We start from the raw sequence: 21413 nt of genomic DNA, 5'->3' as shown, positions 1-21413 counted from the left end.
GAAATCATCAAGCGTGCTCTTTTGGTTGGTTCAACATCCATTGTAATATCTCACAACCATCCAGGCAGAGATACGCAACATTCAAATAGCGTTATATCTCTCACCAGGCAACTAACAGAGACTTGTAAGGGTGTAGAAATAGAATTAATAGACCACATTTATTACATTTAATAGCTATTTTAGTTTCAAGGAAAACAGATTGTTGTAAAAGCTTTTAATAGCTATAGTAACTTAGATTATCGTTATTCTGCTAGCAGTGGTGTGGTAGAAAAAAACAACATTAAAATTAAAGTAGATAGTTGTGCTGTAAAAAGCTACTTGACAAGCGCCCCAGCCCCTCTGCCAGAGGGTAATGAGGCTGTTTGTACTTTGTCAAGTAGTTTTTCGTTTCTACTTGCAGATACCTTTATGTTTGAGGTGATTAACGAACTGCCTTCGAAAATAGATACCTACGGGCGACATGACTTCGGGCTATTTTACTCACTTTCTTTCCCCTTAATTCCCTTTGAAGTTGAATATTGAAAGTTGACTGGGGAATTATAGATGACTTTGTATATGTCATAACAAGCCATGGCGCTTTCAGCAAAACCATTTAATATCAACTTTAGTTTGCCTGAATAAGTAGCTATATCTCCGATTGCATATATCCTATTTCTACTGGTTTTAAGTGTAGTAGGGTCAACAACTATGTGGCTATGCTCTAGCTGTATGTTCCAATTGCTTATTGGACCCAGATTCATCGACAACCCAAAAAATGGCAGTAAAAAATCAGCAGGTATTTCTTTTTCTTCCTTAGAGACAATGTTTTTTACTATCACTGCGCTTAATCGCCCATTATTTCCGGCTAGTTCGTGTAATTGATATGGCACTACAAGCTCTATTTTCCCGTTGCTTTCAAGTGATTCTAACTTGTTTCTAGTTTCAGGAGTGCAACGAAATTCTTTTCTTCGATGTATCATATAAATTTTCTTTGCAATTCTAGAAAGTTCTATGGTCCAATCAGCTGCAGAATTTCCCCCTCCTGCAATAACTATGGTTCTATCCTGAAAATCAGAAATTTTATTTACGCTATAAAATACAGATTTATTTTCATACTCTAATATACCACCAAGAGGTGGGCGGTTAGGTTCAAACACTCCATTACCTGCGGCAATGATAACAGCTTTGCATTTCACCTCTATACCTGTACTTGTTATTACAGTAAAGCTTTGATCGCCGTTGTCCGCAATTTTTTCTACTCTTTGACTTAAATGGTAAACAGGCTCAAATGGCGAAGCCTGCTCCATTAATCGTTCAATTAGTTTTTGAGCAGTAATCACAGGATAACCAGGTATATCGTATATCGGTTTTTCTGGATAAAGAGCAGTGCATTGCCCCCCCGCTTGATTCAAAATATCTATTATACGACATCTCATATCAAGCATCCCTGCTTGAAAAGCAGTAAATATTCCAACAGGCCCTGCACCTATTATTACTATGTCAGTTTCAATGCTTTCCATTCAGGTAGTAATTTATTTAGAGATTAGTTGGTTTTGTTAACAAAGTCAATTTATGTAGAGTATTATTTGAAAAAAATTGGGAAACATATGAGTTAGCGTTCTTCTTCCCAGTCTAGTAGATTTTCTTTGTTTTGTACTAGGCAAAGCCACAGGTTAAAGAAGAAATAAATTTTTATGTAATTACAATAATATACTAACTCTACTAATTAATAGTGAAATAAATGTCATGAGTATTAAGAATAATCTAATAGTCAAAGCTACAGCAAACAATAAAGCAAAAATCGTAAAAAGTCGCTTAGCCTACTTAAAAAAGTATCTAATTCATTCGATATAGGTCAAATACGTGATAAAGAAGTCAATACCGTATTACATCATGCTGCAAAAAATTCCAATCAAGAAATGGTAAGGTTATTTATTAAATATAAAATTGATGTCAATTCAAAAGATCAACATGGAAAAACTCCATTGACGTTTGTAATTAAAAATTTTTCGGTTGATGAGAAGAATTCATCTTTAACTGGAGATTTCTATAGAAGGTTTTCTTGTGGAGATGACTTACTGATTATTGACTTCTTATTAAAAGCAGGAACAGAACTTGGTAGGGTAGAGTATAACTTACCACAAAGCGTTATGGAAGATCAGAAAAATAAGAACGGATATGTATCTTTCTGCAAAAAGATAGAAGAAACATTACGTGAAAGGGAATATGGAGATTGTGATCATAATATAATCAAGAGCATATTTACGAAAATATAGATGAGTTACATGATGATAACGTTCATATGAGTTGTAGTGATAGTGTATTGAGTATTAATAGTGATGACACTTGGAATTGGGATAATGACAAAAGTGAACACCAAACACTTTCAAATCCTCAATCGGACAGTAAAAAAGGAAGCGGTATTCCTGACAGTGGTTACAGATTTGATAATGACCCAGGCCAACAAGATTCCAAAATTGTAGCTTTGTCAAGCTGCTAGCCAAATATAGAGAAGCCATCAATATCGCCAAAGCCTGCTAATTTACAAACAAGACTTCAAGCTCCTCCTGTAAAAAAGAGGCCTGAAAATAAAACGTCTAACCCTAGCTTCAACAAGGCGTATGATTCTGGTTCTTCTACTAATCAAGTGTCAGTAAATAGCGTAAAGAAAAGAATGAAGATATTTAAAAATTGCGATACTCTTCATCCTCATCAACAACAATGTACTACTGCTCTTCAAAATAGAGGAAAGTTAAACGGTAGTCATACCAACGTAAAAACGCCATAACAAACTCTTCAAGCAAGGAGTTGAGAAAGAATGCCTAAAAATATCATATCTAATCCCTGCCTCAATAAAGCTCATGGTTCTGTTTTTTTTCTAATCAGGCATCAGCAAATAGCATAAAGGAAGGATTAAGATGTTTGAAAACAACAACATCTTCTAACTTCAATAGAGAGTATGATTCCGGCTTTAAGTCTGATGGTCCAAGTGCTAAGGTGTCCTCAGGTTCTATAAAAAGGCTGAATAGAAGTTACTACAAACTTCCTTAATGGAGCTCTGTCATCCAAGTAGCTTGACACTCAGATCCATATTTCTTTTCTTCTGAATTCTAGCGCATAATACCAGAATCCAGATTTTTTTAAGCCATAGAAATGGAGCTAAGAATTAAATAAAAAAGCTCCTTGACAAACCTCACCTACCTCATTACCATACAGGACTAGGGCTATTATCTAACTTCTCAATCTGAGCAAATTAGAAGGACAAGAAAACTTGTATTTGGCGTATTATTGTTTAATTTTTTGCACTATGTGCACCTTATGTCTTTATAAAATTTCTAGGTTTTTACTTATGCGAGATGAAAAGCGCTTATAAAGCGTTCAAGACATTACCCAACGTCAAATTTTAAAATAAAGAGTTAATAACTAGCTACTGCGGGTTTTTTTGCCTTTTTCTCACTTAGTGAATTTCTCAATGTTTATAGTTTAGATTAGTTGATAAGCGTTCAGCCAATGGAGTCAACTTAAGGGAAAATGTCAGTGATTGTACATAAAATTTCTCTCTAAAATTTTTACCATTAAATTATCCAAAAGCTGCAATAAACAGCACTTTTGTTTCTATTTTTCTTTTGACAAAGAAGTTAAAAATGTGTCCTTTTTAGGTGAAACATGCAAAAAGGAAAAATCTTATTCTACGAATTGAAAATATAATATACTCGAAAACTTTTCAGAAAATCCATTGTGTTGGAAAAAACAGTTGCACGCGAACAAGAAAACTTCCTTTTACGATAGTATTTTCTATGATTTTAAAGTTAGTTAAAAAAAGTTTAGGAATAGAATGTGAACTTATGGATCCATTGACTAGTAAAGTTCCGCCATCAAAGTAAGCTTTTTCTAAAGCAAGATATAAGATTTATCACACAGGGTTCAAAGAATTACTGGAGCTAAGCATCCAAACAGCCTATCAAGATGAACCCGAGTATGGAGCTTGGAGAGGTTACAGACTTGTTGCAGCAGATGGTTATGGTATAAGACTACCCAGCTCTGAGGAAATTGTATCCGAGTTTGGCCATGTTCGCCTTGCGGCTTGGAATGTAGGTGAACAAACGTTGGCGGAAGAGCAATTACCCGAAGTTGTCACTCAAATGCGTTCATTAAATCAAGATAGATTATTATTTATCTACGATCGTGGTTATCCTTCAGTAAAATTCATTCAGCAGCATTATGATTTGGAAGTAGATTTTATTTTTCTCTTGCAAACAAGAAATTATAGCAAGCTATGGGAACAAATTTTGTCTGGAGAATGAGATTTTGATTTTATACTAGAAAACAAAAAGCTAGAAAATAAAATAAAAGGACAAAGAGTAAGAGTTATAGTGCTCACGTTCTCCAGTGGAGAAACAGAAGTATTGATTATCTCACTTCTTGACCGAGAAAAATTTACTTTGGAAGCTATTAGCAAAGCTTATGTATTAAGATGGAATATAGAGGAGTGTTATAAACAACTCAAAATAGGTGCAGAATTAGGAAATTTTTCTGGAATAAATTTAGAGACTACATTACAAGAATTTTGGGCGAATTTAGTCATGTGTAATATTATCGCTTTACATGTGTGATGCTCAAGTGCCTTAGAACCCAGATAAAATTACTGAGTATCGTTTAATTTTTTCAGTTTTATTTGGTGTAATGAGGCAGAAACTCTATCAAGTGTTTGTTGGAAATTGTTCGCCAACAAGCTTTCAAGCCCTTTTTGATATAACAAGTATACGTGTAAGGTCCGACCAAGGGCGATTATATAGCTGCAACAAGGTAGATAAGCCCAAACGCCATCATGTCTTTAAGAGAGTTTGCTAAGGAGGCCCTTAAGTTGACGCTGTTGGCTGAACACGGATACAAGATTGCTATCAAACTACAACGTGTGTACAGTTGGACGCTGGAACCCAGAGATTTTTGACTACATCTTACATGAAAACTACCCTACAAAGCAAGAATCTTTTGTATAAGCATGACAAATTGCTACAGCAAGAGCATCAGCAGCATGGTGACATTTTATATTTAAATTTTTAATTATCTGTTTCACAATGGATATAATCTGACTCTTACCAGCATGGCCATTTCCGGTGATGCTTTTTTTTATATAGTTTGCGTCGTATTCATTTATAGTTAGCTCTGTTATTTTTAACGCTAAAACTACAACTCCCCTTGCATACCCTAAAGTTAGCGAAGACTTCGGATTCTTATTAACAAAAATCTTTTCCACTGCAGCTTCGTCTGGAGAATACAGAGAAATTACTTTCTTTAATTGCTCAAAAATTATATGCAGGCGTTCACCTGTATTAAGCTTACTGTCAGTTGATATAGTGCCACTTCCTAGAAACTCGATATTATTTTTTTCATTCAGATCGATAATAGCCCACCCAGTTTTACTTATTCCCGGATCGAGACCTATTATTTTAACCACTTAAAAAACACTTAGCCAATAAAGGAATACAAACAAGAATATCCAGACTATATCTACAAAGTGCCAATACCAAGAAGCAAATTCAAAGCACAAATGATCCTGAGATGTAAATTGATCTTTTTGTGCTCTAAACAAACACACTGACACGAATATTATTCCTATTATAACGTGTGCACAGTGAAAACCAGTAATCATATAAAAATTGGATGCATAGATTCCCGCTTCTTGTAAAGAAAAACTTGCTTCATGATATTCTATTGCTTGCACTATTACAAAAAATATTCCAAGTAGTATAGTCATGGACAGCATTTTGATCATGCTTTTCTTATCGTCTTCGAGCAAAAAATGATGTGCTGAGGTAATTGTTGTACTAGAAAGTAATAATACTAACGTATTCATGAACGGTAACGACCATGGATTAGGAGGCAAAATGCCTTCAGGAGGCCATTCAATTCTCTTTGTAGGAGAAAACGCTTCAAATAAAAAAACCGGATTGAGCCAGGCTTTAAAGAATGAACAAAAAAACACTATAAAAAATACAACCTCTGAAAGGATAAACAAGTACATTGCACACTTGAGTCCATGCTTAACAATGGCAGTATGGCATCTATCATAAATTGCTTCTTTTATTACATCTTTCCACCAATAAAACAACATCCACAGTACTGCAGAGGTTCCTAAAACCAGACCAAATATTCCAGAAATTTGTTTATGGAGCATGCCAACTAACCCAAGTGCAAGAATAAGGATTGCTGCTGATACAGCAATTGGCCAAGGACTTGGGTCTACCAAATGAAAATCATGTTCTTTACTTTTCATACCATCTTCAGAGATAAGTATTAAGCATACAAACTAGCTTAAAATTGTCAATGTTCCTAGAAACTTGATTGCATTTTAGAAAATAATATGTGTTGTTCCAAAAGTCTAGCTCAAATTGTGCACTTATTCTAAATAATTCAAGCATTCTGCTCGTTTCATTTCCCCCTACCCTTTTGCAATACTCATGAACAATATTTTCCAAGATGTCGCATCTAGACTCTATTGAATAACTGCTATAAAAATTAAACCAATCTTTATATCTGTTATTTTTCTTGAACCCCCTTTTCATATCATCAATGACAGTCTTGTATATAAACATGCAAGAATACAAAACTGTTATAGCTTCATAAGTAGCACTATATGAAATAGATAACAGAAAGTTGGTAAAGTTGAAACACACAGGAGATTTCTTTCCATGTCTTACACTGTATGTAGTAAAGTAGCGGTTATATAAAAACTTATTGGCAGCTATTGACCATTGTGCCACTTTAGTAAGTAGGATTATGTTATCATAATCTTTCATTCTAGATACGGTAATTAATGTGGTGCGAACATAGTCGTCTAAAAATAATGCGTCCCGCTGGATATAGAACTTAAAACTCTCTATGTTTAAAGTGTCGTTTATCAATTCAACATTAAAAGGGTGATTAACTATACACCTCAAAAGGTTTGACCCATAACAGTTCCTAATTATACTACTGAACATTACAGTACCAATAAAATTAAGTTAACATGAATGATTCACTGCTAACATTCCTTAATTTTGAGATATTAGAATAATACACCTCATCCCAGAGCGCCGGTTCAAGCTCTAATCCATTACGAAAGAATTCCAACAAAATTTTTCATTCATCTTCGCTGTATTTTTTATATAGCTTATTCATAATTTTAATTATATCATCAATTATGTTATTTGTCATGTCAGTACCAAAAAAATCTATCCATTTCTGATATCTGTTGTTAGGGTTAGTGTTACCTTTTACAAGGTGACAAACAGCGATTTGATATATATAAAAACATGGGTAAGATGCTGCTAAAGCTTCAGCAACAGAGTTATGATATGCAACACGCATGAAGAAGTCAGTAAAAGCAGAGCAAGACCTTGACTTTTTGTGGTTGCCGGATAAATAACAATCTATAAAATGTTCTCTATAGTAATTTTGTATAGCAAAAGTGCCAACGGCTACACAAGTTAATTTACCCATTATCTCAGTATCATTAGCTTTAGCCGCAATAATCAATAAGGCGCGATTGCAATCCGCTACATACAAAAAATCTTGTTGAAGGCAAAATTTAAATTTTTCATAATCTAGCGTATTGTTCATTGACTCAATATTAAAAGAATGTTCTTTTATTCTACCAATAAGGTCAGATGATTCTCTTGTAACTATATTGTAGAATTATTCTTTTGCTCTGTTACACACTTTGCAAACCTTGTAAGTATAGAGATTGTTATTAATGTAGTATAATTACTATGTGAGTTAGTATATCAGTATTGAGCTATAAAATCAAAAATTAGCAACCCAAAGAAATTTTTCTGCTGTTTTCCATATTAAATTCTCTACAAAGAGCACCAGATAAATCTATGTTTTCCCAAGAAAATCCACCATCTTCTTCTGATTTTTTACCAAAGTGTCCATAACAGGCTGTACGTTTATATATAGGACGGTTAAGTAGTAAACGCTTGATGATACCTTTAGTTGATAAATCTACGTTATTTTCGATAAGCTTTTTGATCTTTCTTTCATCTACCATATTTGTACCAAACGTATCAATGTAGAATGAAGTAGGTTTTGATACACCAATTGCATAGGAAAGCTGTACAAGACAGCGCTCGGCCAAACCTGCAAAAACAATATTTTTAGCAAGATATCTTGCCATATAAGCTGCAGATCTGTCAACCTTTGTTGCGTCTTTTCCAGAAAACGCCCCTCCACCGTGTGGAATGTAACCTCCGTAATTATCAACCATAATTTTTCGTCCAGTTAACCCACAATCACCAACTGGTCCACCAATAATAAACCTACCAGTTGGATTGACCAGGAGATTCTCCTCAGAACACATCCACCCTTTAGGTAAAGATGAAACTATATAAGGATAAATAATTTCCTTTACTTTTAATTGATCCAGATCTTCAGGGTGCTGTATTGAAACGATAATACTTTCAGCACGTACTGGAAGGTTATGCTCATATGCCAAAGTAATTTGCGATTTTGCATCAGGACCAAGTTTTGCTTCTTTAACTACACTCATGATATTTTTCAAAATCAAGTGCGCATAAAAAATGGGCGCCGGCATGAGGCTCTCTGTTTCTGTTGTTGCATAGCCATACATTATGCCCTGATCCCCAGCACCTTTATCCACCCCTATAGCAATATCATTTGATTGCTCATGCAGTAATATATTTACTTTCACTTTTCTCCAGTGGAATCCATCGTGCTCGTAACCAATATCTTTTATTGTATCCCTTACAGTATTTTCAATTTTGCCATTTTCGATGTTAGGCCCGAACACTTCTCCCGCTACGATAACATTATCTTTGGTAACTAAAGTCTCTATTGCAGTTCGTGAGAAAGAGTCAGTAAAAAGGTATTCGTCAAGTATTGCATCTGAAATTTGATCTGCAACTTTATCTGGATGACCGGCTGCAACTGATTCACTGGTTATTAAATTTTTATTTAAACTCATGCGTTAAGTTTGCTTATACATAATATCAAAGTTGCTATAGAAAAAAGTCTGAACGAACAAAATGGTGGGTCTGGGAAGAGTTGAACCTCCGACCTCACGCTTATCAGGCGTGCGCTCTAACCACCTGAGCTACAGACCCCTGATTTGTTTAAGCTGAAGCTTGTACATTAGCTGCAGGCAAGATATCAATAAAAATCTTTTTATTTGCCGACTTTCTAAATTTGACCCAACCTTCTATTTTAGCAAAGATCGTATGATCCTTACCTATACCAACATTCCTTCCAGGATGAAATTTTGTCCCCCTTTGACGGACAATTATATTACCAGGAATAACTTTCCCGTTCCTTTTTACCCCTAACCTACGACCTGCGGAGTCTCTACCATTACATGAACTACCACCTGATTTTTTGGTTGCCATATCTTACCTCTTATTTTTGAAGATTAATTTCATTGATACGAAGAACAGTTATATACTGTCTATGACCAGTTTTTCTACGATAATTTTTTCTTCTCTTCTTTTTAAAAATTAAAATTTTCTTCCCTCTACATTGCTCAAGCACTTTAGCTTTAACAGTAGCATTAGGTGAATAAGATAAACCGTTGTTTGAAAGGCAAACTATCTTATCAATCTCTATCTCCTTTCCTTCCTCAGCTTCTAGTTTTTCTACTTTTATTACACTACCTTTTTTTACTAGATACTGCTTTCCACCTATTTCAATCACCGCAAACATAACAAATATACACTTTTATTGTTAACTTTAATCGTAAAGGACGTCATATATGATGTCAAGGTAAATAATTTTCCTCTCAAGCTGCATCTGACGCCTTCAATAGGCACATGAACTGCATCATGAGCTAAAAATAACTCCACAAGCCCTTTGGTGATTATATTTAGCAGTATGATGCAATGCTGTCATTCCTTCATTATTCTTAGCATTTACATCTACGTTGTGTGTTAGCAGTATTTTGCTACAGCAACTTTTCCCATTACGGCAGCTAAGTGTAGTGCAGTGTTGTCATTTTTACTCTTAGTATTAATATTGCCGCCTTTTTGAATAGAAAATATTGCCCTACCTAGTCCACGTGAAGCAGCTAGATGTAATGGCATTTTATGGTATTTAGCATTAACATTGACCCCTTTGCTTATAAGATACTTTACTATATCAGGTTTTCTACTACAAACAGCTAAATGTAATAGAGTACCGTTATATTTATCGATGTCGGCACCTTTATAAAAGAAATATTTCACTATTTCCAGTTTTCTACTCCGAATAGCAGTACATAGTGGAGTCTCATCATACTTGTTTCAACATTAACATCAGCACCATTTCTAATAAGATGTTCTATTATAGCCAGCTTTCCACCTTCAACAGCCATATGCAATGGAGTATTACCGTATTTATCCTTAACATTAACATCAGCACCTTTACTGGTAAGACATTTGACCACACCTAATTTCCCGCTATAAGCAGCAAGGTGTAAGGGGGTATAGCCATCTCCGTCTTCAGTATTAACAACCTTGCTCAGTCTACTTGTGTATCTTTCTTCTATATGTATTAATAGGATCTTCACTGCTTCGTAGTCACCACTCTCAGCAAGTAAATGTAATGGCGTATATTTTTGTTCACTATAAATAGGAAGAAAATAAAAATCATCAATCAACTTATCATATTTACTTGCATATTTCCAAATAGTCACAATATGACAATTGCTATATAATCACTGTTTATCAATTCTAGAGCTTTTCTAAGAACTTCTTCTGCCCGGTCTTCCTTTTGTAAATTCAACTCAGTTACTTTTTACACTAGTCTGTGAATGTTTGCTACTCCTTCTTTTAAGTCAATCATTGAATATCTATCGAGTAGCTCAACAGCCTCCTATGGCTTTTCCTTATCTTCTGCTATCAACTTGAAAAAATTTCTCCTATACGAATATTGTCAGGAGAAAGATAAGTTATTACTTCTAGAATCTTCAATGCTTCTGGCCCACATTCTCTTTTTACTATAGTGTCAATTGTAATTTTCCAAGTTATGAATGTTGTTTCAGTATAGCGATCACTTTTATATTTGGACTCAAAGTCGAGCAGTTTCTCCGCTTCTTTTTCATATCTTTTCAGATAGTCACTAACTTCAACTCTTTCTTTGCCTCTACAACTTAATACAATATTGCTTTCATTATATGTATGCAACTGCTTGTCCCAAAGCTAGTGGGAAATATTGTAATTCCTCTGTTAGTTTTTTTTGTTTCTTTATCTTGTAAATTATCTCTTATATTTGAGGCACTCTTGACAAACCTGACAGCCTACGTATTCTTTGAATACACCTAGCTGTATTGTTTTTATTTTTCCCTCGTCTTCTGCTATTCTCCAATCTTTATTACGAGAAGTAATTAGAACATAAGGTTTTTTATGTTTATGGTGTAAGCATGAAGGTAAAAAACTTTTAATGTCCTCATATCCCTCAACATTATTAAAAATGAACAGGCTTTTTCCTCCCCTTCTTGCAAAGAAAGCATATATTCCTTTAACAAGAGTTTCTATTATCTTGTCTCTTTCCTATTTATCTTTAGGAAAAATGCCTACTTTCTTGTCTTTAGCTAACCCAAAGAAAGAATTTGTTATATACTCAAAGTTTTTAGCATTGATCCAGATAACATTACCATAATAATCTTTTCCGTATTTGTAAGCATATTTTCTAGCCAACTCACTCTTACCTATCCCCCCAAGACCACTAATCTGCTTGCCTGACCATATTCCTTTATAGTGCATCATTTATGGCTTTTAATTCACTGCTTCTTCCAGTAAAAGATGCCACTGGCTCTATTATTTCAACTATACTGCTCCTAAAATTTCCTCTCTTATTTTTTCCAGTAAGGCTTTCGCTTGCTTGTATGATAGAGATTCCTCTTCTTCTTTCTTCATCAAAGTCAGCGCTTTATCCTGGTAATGACTGCAGAAGTGTTCCACATCGGTATTGCTGAATTCCTTGCAAAATTCTCTTAATGATTTCATACAGTTCGGTTTTACTTGGCAAATTGACTGCAAATACTAATTTATTTAAAAAGTCTTCTATTTCTTCATTGCTGACTTCTCTACCTATCTCATGTTTTATAAAATCCTTATTTTCCTGCAAGTATGGGATAATACTACTATCAAATTTATATCTGCACCATTACCTATATACAGAAACTCATCTTTTGTGTCTATCCTTATCACTGAAACTTCTTTTCCTTTATTCTTTCCACTCAACATCATTCTTAGTTTTCTGCCCGGATGCGATATCAAATCCTTGGAATCAAAGTCAGCATTTGTAACAATAACAAAATCCTCTATTTCACCCTTAAACTCTCCGTTACTTTTGATCTTTAAATAAGAAATTAGATATTTTATCAAGCCAAATGCACCATCCTTTTTCACGTTAATAATTCACCTATTCTGATCTTTTTGTTTCTACCTTTCTTGTGCTTGGTTTTGTATGAGTCTATGTATTATTTTCCAGTCTTGTTCATGACAAAGAACGATGTCATCAAAATCTTTAGCTAACTTCTTCTCTATGAATAGATAAAAAGAATACTCCCTATCTACTGCACATTTGAGAAGCAGCATTATCCATTCCACCTGGTACATAATACTAGGAAAGGTTCATTTAACCGCCGAGTAGGACGATCTTTTAAGCATCCTCAACCTCACATAATTTTAAAGACGGTGCCGAAAATGCTAAAAAAGTAATAAACGTATATGCCCTGATATATAGCTATCTTGGCGTAGATCTGAAAATATCTACGAGATATGCTACCAATGCAAATAAAAAAGCGCAGCTAACTACTCAATTTTTCACTCAAAATCGAATTCACGACATCAGGACTGGCTTTTCCTTTTGTAAATTTCATAACTTCACCGACGAAGAATCCGTATAATTTTGTTTTGCCGCTTTTGTACTCTTGAACCTTATCCTGATTGCTATTGATGATTTTGTCAATAATTTCTGATATTTGACCCTTATCGGTTATTTGCCTCAGGTTCTGCTCTTCTATAATTAGAGATGCTGATTTACCAGTTTCAAACATAATATCAAAAACTTGTTTGCCAAGCTTAGCAGAGATTGTTCCATAAACGATAAAATTGAGGAGCTCGGATAAGGCGTTTGCCTTTATTGGAGAACTCACAATATCAATACCTGCTTTATTCAAACGACCGAAAAGTTCCACAGTTAGCCAAGTAACAGCGAGCTTTGAATCGTGCTTTTTTACCAATTCTTCAAAATAATCAGCAATTGCTTTATCGGAAGTGATGACATCTGCATCATATTTGTTGATACCCAATTTTTCAATGTATCGCAGCTTTTTCTGTTCTGGCAACTCAGGCAAAGATGATTTAACAGAATCAATTTTGTCCTGGCTTATCTCAACAGGCAGCAAATCAGGTTCAGGAAAATATCTATAGTCGCTTGCATTCTCTTTGTTTCGCATCACTTTTGTTTTTCCCAAAGCAACATCAAATAATAAGGTGTCTTGACTTATTTTCCCTCCATTTTCGAGAATTTCAATTTGTCTTTGTATTTCATAATCTATAGCTTGCATGAGATAACGTATTGAATTTAGGTTTTTTATTTCACAACGAGTGCCAAATACGCTACTGCCTTTTGGGTGGACAGAAACATTTGCATCACAACGAAGTGATCCCTTTTTCATATCACCATCACATGATCCAATATAAAGCAAAATCTGCCTCAATTTTTTCATGAATTCAGCAACTTCTTGAGATGACCTAAAATCCGGCTCCGAAACAATTTCCATTAAAGCAACCCCTACACGATTTAAATCCACGTAAGTTTTACTTTCTTCGTGAATGCTCTTCCCCGCATCCTGCTCTAAATGAATCCTCGCGATTCTTATTTCCTTTTCATTATTGTTGATAAATACTTTGCCGTTTTTAACTATCGGCTCAAAGAACTGAGTTATTTGATAACCTTGCGGTAAATCAGGATAAAAATAATTTTTCCGGTCAAAATAAGAGCTCTTGTTAATTTCTGCTGAAAGCGCAAGACCGGTGCGTATTGCCTGCTCTATACAATAGTAATTTAGTATTGGTAGTGTACCTGGCATTGCTGCATCAACTAGAGAGACTTGAGTGTTATGTTCAGCACCAAACTCAGTTGATGAACTAGAAAATAGCTTTGCCTTAGAAGAAACTTGAGCGTGCACCTCAAGTCCAATTACCGCTTCCCAATCCTCTTTTGTCATGTATTCGATTCAAGTAATAATCTCAACATTCTGCAAAATTAACACAAAAAGTCAAAACAAAACTCATGTTTTTATATTTTTATCTTAATTTTTTAACCTATGATTTAAGATCATCATACCGCAACAATTGCATGAACATTGTACGATATTATTACGATATTATATAGTAAGCAATCAATGCGTGACGCTAAGCTATGAGAGCTACAAAAACTACTCGACAAATTTTAATAACTTCATTATCATGGCATTAAGGGTATTTCTGACTCCAGAACTTGTTTGTGATCTGCGCGGGTTCAATGAAAAAGTTCAGTAAAAAACTTAAGGTATTTTTTTTGCAGATTACATCAAATTATTGGGGCTGCATATCTTTTAAATCTTTTCTACGTTCAGCCAAACCGCGCTTAAACTGAGCGTCAGCAAATTATTATAGCGCCAATTTAAAGTATTAGAGGGTCAAAAATCGCTACCTGGTGCTTCTTTTGCCTTTTTTCCTATCTGGTAAGTTTTTTAAATATTTTCTTAAATTTTATAGTTAATAAGTGTCACGCTACCTGGACGGTAGGAAGAAAAGGCTACTTAGATGACACTACTCACTATATCAGATTAAGTCTCAATTATTACAACTTATCTGATAAATTATAGCTAAATTTTACAACCACTCCCCTACCCTTTCTAATTGTTTATAGCTGTTAAATCTCAGGAATTTATTGAGATACGGAGAGGCAATAAAGGGAGTGGTATCCTTCAAATAACTAGACAGAAAATCTGGCAGATCATTTTGAAATTCATGCATTTTTTGTCTATAATCCTTCAAAGGAATAACTTTCATTTTATCATAGTCAAATTTCCAATAAGCAAGTTCTGAAACTTCCCTTTTGGTTGTGTATTCCACTGCTAAAGCTTGTAAAATTAATTGTGGAAAAAATCCTGACATAACTTCCTCATGAGAAGGTAGTGAACCAAGCTTATAGTCTATAATTGCTATTTGCCCATCTGGCAGATATTCAACTCTATCACATCTTGCTGTCAGTAAAATTTCTCGTAACTTTTCTGTCATCCCAGTGCTTTGACTCTGAAATCTACCATCACGAGAAATATAGATTCTAGCGTCACGCGCTGGAATGGCACCAACATGAGATATTGGATAGGAAAAGCTCTTTTCCAACTCAACGTGATTGTTTCTAGCTTTATCAAATTCGACAAAAGATTGAATTACCATTTCCAGCCTTACCCACCACATATTTGAAAAATTAAACTGGTTAGTTGAGAACACTTCTCGTGCGATATTCATCGGTGACTTTCTGTCGCGCAAATATCTCTCAAGAATGTTGTGCACCATAGTGCCAAACTCTAATATCGATGGTTTGAAATTTAAGTCTCTTAACTGTCTAAGACCTAGTATATATTCAACGTAAAATGAGTAAGGGTTACGAATCAGTTTTTCTACTGCAGTGCAAGATATCACCTGCATTTTTTCTTCTCTGACTTCAGCTCGAGGTTTTGGCATAGGCTGAGTACATGGAGCAACACTTTCAGGCGTATTCAATATTCTCAGCCAATCGCGATAAGGGTATTTTGATTCCTGTAATAGAATCTCCAAACGCTGTAATAGAATTGGCTTCCTATTGCTCAGCGATCTTGTAATATAAACTTTGCTTGCACCAAACAAATTGCGCAGAGTATACAAAAAATACCCCTGCTCCTCTTCTATAGAAGGAAGGTTGAATTTTTCTCTTGTTAGTGCATTCAAAAAAGGGCTTTGAAAACTTGGTGTTTCATTAAATCCGGCGATTATTACAACTTTATTGTGATATAAACTGAATCTATTCAAGTCACTTGCTACAGAAAAAAACTCTTTCTTTAAAAATGAGGTCAGGATTTGGCTATATAACTCTAAGGAACACTTAATTTCTATACCCTCACATGCATTCAAAAAATTATAGGCAAAATTACCTACTTCATTATTCAGCTCTGAAAAATTTACATTAGAAAGCACATTAATGCACTGCAAATGAGCTGCTACCACATCAGAAATAGAGCAATTCATACAATTAAGTAAAGGGTTAAATATAGCTTCTAACTTATTGATAATGACTAATATATCCTCTTTATATTTTAGTTTTTTATAAGTATTAGTAGCACTTATAATATCTTTAAGACCGTTTGTATTAAAGTTACGTAATACTTCTATCTCGAACTCAGATAAAATCCGAGTGTACTTTTCTTGAGTGTAACCAAAAGTTACCAGCCTATGTTTAAGTAGCGAAAGTAATGCCACACTATTCCAATTGGAGGTCAAAGCTTCTATACTATAAAGCAGAAGTGTTATATAAGAATAGTTTTCCGATGTGTACCTTGATAAATATGCAATACGAGTTGCAAGTAATTTATCAAAGACAACCAAAGAAACGTTTTCATAACCTTCATTCTCTATAATTAATGATATCACTTGTGCTTCTTCCTCCGTAGAATTACAAGTGATGACCTCAATGTTCCCTATGTATCCATTACTAACTTTGCTTAGATCAGCAGTTGTATCAAAGATGCAATCTAGATATTCTGCAGGCTTCTCTGCTATCTCAGTCCTCTGATCACAGATTCTAACGTCACGCGTTGGAATGATGCAAGGGAGTGCTTCCAGTAAGAAGCTCACACCCTCTCTGCTTATGCTTAAGTAATCTAGTAGATCTTTCAGACAATATTGATAGTGCTTTTTATCAAGTGATTTCCAATCTTTCTCTTTAATTTTCAAATTCAAATTAGGTAAAATTATTTTTCCAAACGGTAATTCATATATAGCTTTAATCAATAATTTATAGATTTCACCCTTCCCAATTCCAACAAAGATTATATGCTGATCCTTTTGTAAGGAAACTATCATATTGTTTATGTAGTCATTTTTATGTTGTAATATATCCACCACTCCTAAATCCTTTAAAGTATTACTCCAAGTTTCAATAAGTAAGTTTATGAAATTCTCTATTTTTTTAGAATGCTCATCAAATTGATAATAATCTGTTATTTGGGTACATTGAAGTAGTAATGGCAGGCTATAAGCTAAATCTATGGGAAAATTGTCGTTATTTTTTTTATTCCACTCCAATATGAATTGAATCAATAGTAGTGTTTTTTTTATTGGCTTGATAACTTTAACCCTATCAAGATTTAATATTAAATCTTCCTCATCAATGTTTTCTAGTAAAACTATCTCTGGCAAAACTACGCATTTTTTAGCGTTATAATTCTTAAATGCACTTAGCAATGCTATTACATCGCTTTTGCAAGGAAGTATGATTTTTATTTCGGAAATTTTTTCTTTTTCATATTCGTAAAATATATGCTGAACCAGCACATCGAAAAAGGATTCATCCACATTAATGGTAAAAACTCTTCCCACAAAAAATGACAATTAATAAGATGCTTTATTGTACAGAAATTATTCAAAATATAAATGTGCTCACAGTTTCTTATGCTATTATATATTAAAATCTTTCACAATATTACATGATAAGCATCAGAATAGAAGTTCTAAACAAATGTGAGCAAGTTGGTCGCAGATGGCTAGTCAATGTTTATTCGATTGACATAAGCAAAGAATTACCATCAGAATTACATGAAGAAATTTGTAGGCTATTTTATAATGGAACCATACAAGACTGCCGTTATTATTTCTACGATGAAGGCATCGAAGAAGTTCAATATGATTTCATAGAACCACAAGCTAAGTGGGGCTTGGAGATAAGTTTCTTGCCTAGCATGACCGATAATGTAGGTAATACAGCAAAACAGATTGTTAGAGAGTATTTAATAAGCAAAGGCCACATTGACGAAAATGTTTATATCAAAGCAAGAAGTTCAAAACTGATCTTGGGTAAAGGAAGCACACCGACCGAAGATGATATAAAACGAGAATTCAATCCTGTCACTGAGTATTGCACACTTATTTATAAAGAAAACGGCAATTGCTATTGGAGGCATCACGGTAAATTACAAGATGTCATTCCAGCGCGTGACCAGAAAAAAAAAGAATGGATCCCAATGTCAATTACTTGGATGACAAGAAACACTAGGATGGCAGAAAAAACCACTGAAATAACACTAGCTGCTAAGCTTGTCAACCTCAACGTGAGTGACCAAGAGCTTGAAAAGATCAGCGGAGATGGAATCGATGGTAATGGCGCTTTAGGCCTCTCTCTCACAGCAATGAAAGCTATAAAGGGTTACTTCAATAAACTTGGTAGAAACCCATACGACATTGAACTTGAGTCCCTAGCGCAAACTTGGTCTGAACATTGCAAACACAACATCTTCTGTTCTCCCATTGATGAAATAGAAGACGGCCTGTATGCACATTACATTAAGCGTGCAACGCGTGAGATAAATTCTAACATATGCGTATCAGTTTTCTCCGACAATGCAGGAGGAATAATCTTCGATGACGATTATTTGATTGTCGATAAAGTTGAAACTCATAATAGTCCTTCAGCTCTTGATCCGTTTGGTGGAGCAATGACTGGAGTGCTTGGAGTTAATCGTGATATAGTGGGTTTTGGTAAAGGTGCGGAGCCTATAATGAATACCTATTATTTTTGCTTTGCCAAAGGAGCAAAAGGTAAATTTTATAAGGATAAGGAGCGTACTGATGAGATTTTACCACCAAAATATATAATGGAAGAAGTGATTCATGGTGTTAATGTTGCTGGCAATTGCTCTGGCATTCCAACACAACTTGGATCGGTATATTTTGACGATAGATTTTGTGGAAAGCCGTTGGTCTTTGTCGGAAGTGTTGGAATTATTCCGCGCAGTATAAATAATGCACCTTCACACATCAAAAAGCCCAAAAACGGCGATAAGATTGTAATTATCGGTGGAAGAGTTGGAAAAGACGGGATTCACGGTGCAACATTTTCTTCAGAAGCGCTGTCGGGGAATAGCCCTTCAACAGTTGTACAAATTGGTGACCCTGTAACACAAAAAAAATTATCCAATGCCGTCATAGAAGCAAGAGACCTTGGTCTTTATAACGCAATAACAGACAACGGAGCAGGTGGGCTATCATCATCTATCGGCGAAATGGGAAAGGATGGATTCGAGGTTGATTTAAGCAAGGTTCTACTTAAAAACGATGGCATGGCTCCATGGGAAATATGGATATCAGAATCACAAGAGAGGATGACTTTAGCAGTACCAGAAGAAAATCTACCTATGTTTCAGCAAATCATGAAAAAACACGATGTGGAGGTCAGCGTAATTGGAGAGTTTAATGAAAGTGGTAGAGCTGTTGTTCAACGTTCTAAAGGAATGGTAATAATGGATATGGAAACTGAGTTTTTGCATGACGGTAATCCCAAAATGCATTTAAAGACAAAGCCGTTGCCTAAGGAGGCTACTGTTATTCCAACGAACAACGCTGGAATAACACTAAGTCTAGAAGTTAAACTAAAAGAGATGCTGAGTAGACCAAACATTTGCAGCAAAGAGTTCATAGTGGTGCAATACGACCATGAAGTTCAAGGATCGTCAGTGCTAAAACCATTGCAGGGCAAGGGAAGAGTGTGCAGCGAAGCTATTGTCTCAAGACCAGTTCTTTCCTCAAACAAAGGTATTGTAAAATCGCTAGGGTTTGGCTCAAGTTATGGAGAAATTGACACTTATCATATGGCAGCATGCGCAATTGATACTGCAATACGTAACTATGTAGCTATAGGAGGAAATATAGATCATCTAGCATTGCTCGATAATTTTTGCTGGTGTGACGTTTATAATCCAGAAAGGCTGTGGCAACTAAAAAGAGCTGCAGAAGCTTGTTATGACTTTGCAACTGCATTTAAAACACCATTCATATCTGGAAAAGACAGTATGTTTAATGACTTTAAGGGATATGATGAAGATGGAAAGAAAGTGATGATATCTGCACCGCCTTCACTACTGATTTCAGCAATTGGCATTATAGAAAATATTGAAGATGCGGTGTCTCTTGATGTGAAAATGCCAGGAGACTTAATATACGTGCTTGGTACAACCTACGACGAACTTGGTAGATCTGAATATCAATTATACAGTGGAATAGGCAATAACAATGTACCAAAAGTTGACGCAAAGAGCGCCAAGAAGTTGTATGAGCGTTACAATCGTGCAATAAAAGATGGCATAGTTGCCTCTGCAATTGCACTAAATCTTGGAGGTCTGGTTATTGCTCTGGCAAAATCGCTAATTGCGGGAGATTTCGGTGCTGAAATCGATCTTTCACTAGTGCCAATAGAGGAAATGTATAACAGAGATGTAATAAATAAGATAATAATGTTTTCTGAATCCCAAAGTAGAATATTAGTAACAGTTGCCCAACAAAATCAGCAAAGATTTGAAGAATTGTTTAAAGATATAGTTTTCTCATGTATCGGCAAAGTTACAGAGGAGAAAGTTTTAAACATAAAGGATATCTTAAAAGTAGATCTGAAAGACTTAGGGAACAGCTATGCCAGTTTAAAATAATTTTTCGATTATGTTAAATAACTCTTTTACTATATTGTAACGTCTGTTTAGAATAAATGTATGTTATTGCTTCTGGATAGATTACTATGTTTATTTTATCGATTCTCTTTGTTTATTAGTCTTTTTTTACTCAACAATTCAAGTAAATTGATGATATATTCTTCCTTGTTTACGGGAGCTGCTTTAGTTGTAAATTCAATGGTTAATTTTATGGTAAAGAAAAAGCTTCGCACGGTTTAATAATGTGTACAGTGTTATGCTGTATTTTAAAATGGCAAAGTTTTAGTGTGATGATACTGGCTTCATATTCAGCAATTTTATTATCTCTTCTCTCAAGCATAATTATTTTTGAAAAATTGAAGTCTAAGCTCGACTTTCATATAACAAATTTCATTACTTTAATCATAGCATCAGTAATTGATAGTGCCGTTGTATGTATTGGATTACTATGCAAATTCTCTGTAAGCAAATGTCTATCAATATATACTAGAAATTTAGCTTTTAAATTTTCTTATGCATCAATATCAAGCATCCGCTTACTTACATCAGCATATTTATCCTGTTGGGTAAAAAGAAAATTAAGCTTTTTGCGTAATCTGCTTCTGATAGTAATTCAGCATTTTTGAAACTACAATAGCCAGATTTGCTAGTGCTGACTATTGAGTAAATTCAAATCAGTCGCAATAATTTTACATATTAAGTTCTCTTGCTTACTTCATTGGCAGGGCATTTC

At 34.7% G+C, this 21413-nt stretch carries 20 protein-coding genes, 1 tRNA gene and 2 pseudogenes; 5 read left to right on the top strand and 18 right to left on the bottom strand.

Going from position 1 to position 21413, the window contains the following annotated elements; genetic code table 11:
• Window positions 1–21: 21 nt before the first annotated feature.
• Complete coding sequence (locus tag QUS22_RS00785) at window positions 22–171, top strand: JAB domain-containing protein (protein WP_289513096.1); 150 nt, start codon at window positions 22–24, stop codon at window positions 169–171.
• 305 nt (window positions 172–476) lie between these two features.
• Here the strand turns inward: QUS22_RS00785 and QUS22_RS00780 are convergent, their stop codons facing one another.
• Window positions 477–1499 carry an NAD(P)/FAD-dependent oxidoreductase gene (locus QUS22_RS00780; protein WP_289513095.1) on the bottom strand — a complete coding sequence of 341 codons (1023 nt, stop codon included), beginning with the start codon at window positions 1497–1499 and terminating at the stop codon, window positions 477–479.
• A gap of 306 nt (window positions 1500–1805) precedes the next feature.
• Here QUS22_RS00780 and QUS22_RS00775 point away from each other — a divergent pair.
• From QUS22_RS00775 to QUS22_RS00765, 3 genes and pseudogenes are all read left to right on the top strand, one after another.
• Window positions 1806–2255: pseudogene (locus tag QUS22_RS00775) on the top strand (ankyrin repeat domain-containing protein); the annotation flags it as partial.
• 26 nt (window positions 2256–2281) lie between these two features.
• Window positions 2282–2479 carry a hypothetical protein gene (locus QUS22_RS00770; RefSeq protein WP_289513094.1) on the top strand — a complete coding sequence of 66 codons (198 nt, stop codon included), beginning with the start codon at window positions 2282–2284 and terminating at the stop codon, window positions 2477–2479.
• Between the two features lie 1159 nt (window positions 2480–3638).
• A pseudogene (locus QUS22_RS00765) lies at window positions 3639–4830 on the top strand (IS4 family transposase).
• A gap of 118 nt (window positions 4831–4948) precedes the next feature.
• On the opposite strand, the gene ruvC reads toward QUS22_RS00765, so the two are convergent.
• From ruvC to QUS22_RS00685, 17 genes are all read right to left on the bottom strand, one after another.
• The gene (gene ruvC / locus QUS22_RS00760; RefSeq protein ID WP_289513093.1) at window positions 4949–5437 is read right to left on the bottom strand and encodes a crossover junction endodeoxyribonuclease RuvC; all 489 of its coding nucleotides are present in this window, start codon (window positions 5435–5437) and stop codon (window positions 4949–4951) included.
• The gene (locus QUS22_RS00755) at window positions 5438–6256 is read right to left on the bottom strand and encodes a cytochrome c oxidase subunit 3 (protein ID WP_289513092.1); all 819 of its coding nucleotides are present in this window, start codon (window positions 6254–6256) and stop codon (window positions 5438–5440) included.
• Between the two features lie 7 nt (window positions 6257–6263).
• A complete protein-coding gene (locus QUS22_RS00750) occupies window positions 6264–6920 on the bottom strand; it encodes a thiaminase II/PqqC family protein (RefSeq protein ID WP_289513091.1) in 657 nt (218 codons plus the stop codon).
• A gap of 181 nt (window positions 6921–7101) precedes the next feature.
• Entirely contained in the window at window positions 7102–7581 is a 480-nt protein-coding gene (locus QUS22_RS00745) for a thiaminase II/PqqC family protein (RefSeq protein ID WP_289513090.1), read from the bottom strand.
• Between the two features lie 190 nt (window positions 7582–7771).
• Window positions 7772–8944: a methionine adenosyltransferase gene (metK, locus tag QUS22_RS00740; protein WP_289513089.1), complete on the bottom strand. Its 1173-nt coding sequence runs from the start codon at window positions 8942–8944 to the stop codon at window positions 7772–7774.
• Window positions 8945–9006: 62 nt separating this feature from the next.
• Window positions 9007–9083 (bottom strand) — tRNA-Ile (locus tag QUS22_RS00735).
• 9 nt (window positions 9084–9092) lie between these two features.
• On the bottom strand, window positions 9093–9362 hold the full coding sequence (gene rpmA / locus QUS22_RS00730) for a 50S ribosomal protein L27 (protein WP_289513088.1): 270 nt from the start codon (window positions 9360–9362) through the stop codon (window positions 9093–9095).
• 10 nt (window positions 9363–9372) lie between these two features.
• Complete coding sequence (gene rplU / locus QUS22_RS00725) at window positions 9373–9675, bottom strand: 50S ribosomal protein L21 (RefSeq protein WP_289513087.1); 303 nt, start codon at window positions 9673–9675, stop codon at window positions 9373–9375.
• 117 nt (window positions 9676–9792) lie between these two features.
• Entirely contained in the window at window positions 9793–9906 is a 114-nt protein-coding gene (locus QUS22_RS05475; RefSeq protein ID WP_353477711.1) for a hypothetical protein, read from the bottom strand.
• Window positions 9900–10202, bottom strand: coding sequence for an ankyrin repeat domain-containing protein (locus QUS22_RS00720; protein ID WP_353477710.1), 303 nt, complete (start codon window positions 10200–10202; stop codon window positions 9900–9902). The genes QUS22_RS05475 and QUS22_RS00720 overlap by 7 nt, the downstream gene beginning before the upstream one ends.
• Complete coding sequence (locus QUS22_RS00715; RefSeq protein ID WP_289513085.1) at window positions 10193–10642, bottom strand: ankyrin repeat domain-containing protein; 450 nt, start codon at window positions 10640–10642, stop codon at window positions 10193–10195. Before QUS22_RS00715 ends, QUS22_RS00720 begins: the two co-directional genes overlap by 10 nt.
• Before the next feature lie 205 nt (window positions 10643–10847).
• Window positions 10848–11132, bottom strand: a complete 285-nt coding sequence (locus QUS22_RS00710) for a hypothetical protein (RefSeq protein WP_289513084.1) — start codon at window positions 11130–11132, stop codon at window positions 10848–10850.
• Window positions 11133–11498: 366 nt separating this feature from the next.
• Complete coding sequence (locus QUS22_RS00705; protein WP_289513083.1) at window positions 11499–11714, bottom strand: hypothetical protein; 216 nt, start codon at window positions 11712–11714, stop codon at window positions 11499–11501.
• Between the two features lie 60 nt (window positions 11715–11774).
• Window positions 11775–11954: a hypothetical protein gene (locus QUS22_RS00700; protein ID WP_289513082.1), complete on the bottom strand. Its 180-nt coding sequence runs from the start codon at window positions 11952–11954 to the stop codon at window positions 11775–11777.
• 96 nt (window positions 11955–12050) lie between these two features.
• A complete protein-coding gene (locus tag QUS22_RS00695) occupies window positions 12051–12359 on the bottom strand; it encodes a hypothetical protein (RefSeq protein ID WP_289513081.1) in 309 nt (102 codons plus the stop codon).
• Between the two features lie 401 nt (window positions 12360–12760).
• Entirely contained in the window at window positions 12761–14185 is a 1425-nt protein-coding gene (gene gatB, locus QUS22_RS00690) for an Asp-tRNA(Asn)/Glu-tRNA(Gln) amidotransferase subunit GatB (protein ID WP_289513080.1), read from the bottom strand.
• 649 nt (window positions 14186–14834) lie between these two features.
• The gene (locus QUS22_RS00685) at window positions 14835–17582 is read right to left on the bottom strand and encodes a PD-(D/E)XK nuclease family protein (RefSeq protein ID WP_289513266.1); all 2748 of its coding nucleotides are present in this window, start codon (window positions 17580–17582) and stop codon (window positions 14835–14837) included.
• A gap of 107 nt (window positions 17583–17689) precedes the next feature.
• On the opposite strand from QUS22_RS00685, the gene QUS22_RS00680 reads away from it, so the two are divergent.
• Complete coding sequence (locus tag QUS22_RS00680) at window positions 17690–20680, top strand: phosphoribosylformylglycinamidine synthase subunit PurL (RefSeq protein WP_289513079.1); 2991 nt, start codon at window positions 17690–17692, stop codon at window positions 20678–20680.
• Window positions 20681–21413 lie beyond the last annotated feature (733 nt).

The sequence above is a fragment of the Wolbachia pipientis genome (assembly GCF_030373985.1).
In the GTDB taxonomy this organism is placed as follows: Bacteria; Pseudomonadota; Alphaproteobacteria; order Rickettsiales; family Anaplasmataceae; genus Wolbachia; species Wolbachia pipientis_D.
Note: the sequence above shows the minus strand (reverse complement) of the source record. Positions and strands in the feature narration are given on the sequence as shown.

Excerpts from the sequence above, each read along its gene's own strand:
- QUS22_RS00680 (WP_289513079.1), top strand. The coding sequence starts at position 17,690 with ATGATAAGCATCAGAATAGAAGTTCTAAACAAATGTGAGCAAGTTGGT.
- metK (WP_289513089.1), bottom strand. The coding sequence starts at position 8,944 with ATGAGTTTAAATAAAAATTTAATAACCAGTGAATCAGTTGCAGCCGGT.
- gatB (WP_289513080.1), bottom strand. The coding sequence starts at position 14,185 with ATGACAAAAGAGGATTGGGAAGCGGTAATTGGACTTGAGGTGCACGCT.
- QUS22_RS00755 (WP_289513092.1), bottom strand. The coding sequence starts at position 6,256 with ATGAAAAGTAAAGAACATGATTTTCATTTGGTAGACCCAAGTCCTTGG.
- QUS22_RS00700 (WP_289513082.1), bottom strand. The coding sequence starts at position 11,954 with ATGAAATCATTAAGAGAATTTTGCAAGGAATTCAGCAATACCGATGTG.
- QUS22_RS00780 (WP_289513095.1), bottom strand. The coding sequence starts at position 1,499 with ATGGAAAGCATTGAAACTGACATAGTAATAATAGGTGCAGGGCCTGTT.
- QUS22_RS00745 (WP_289513090.1), bottom strand. The coding sequence starts at position 7,581 with ATGAACAATACGCTAGATTATGAAAAATTTAAATTTTGCCTTCAACAA.
- QUS22_RS00705 (WP_289513083.1), bottom strand. The coding sequence starts at position 11,714 with ATGATGCACTATAAAGGAATATGGTCAGGCAAGCAGATTAGTGGTCTT.
- QUS22_RS00770 (WP_289513094.1), top strand. The coding sequence starts at position 2,282 with ATGAGTTGTAGTGATAGTGTATTGAGTATTAATAGTGATGACACTTGG.
- rpmA (WP_289513088.1), bottom strand. The coding sequence starts at position 9,362 with ATGGCAACCAAAAAATCAGGTGGTAGTTCATGTAATGGTAGAGACTCC.
- rplU (WP_289513087.1), bottom strand. The coding sequence starts at position 9,675 with ATGTTTGCGGTGATTGAAATAGGTGGAAAGCAGTATCTAGTAAAAAAA.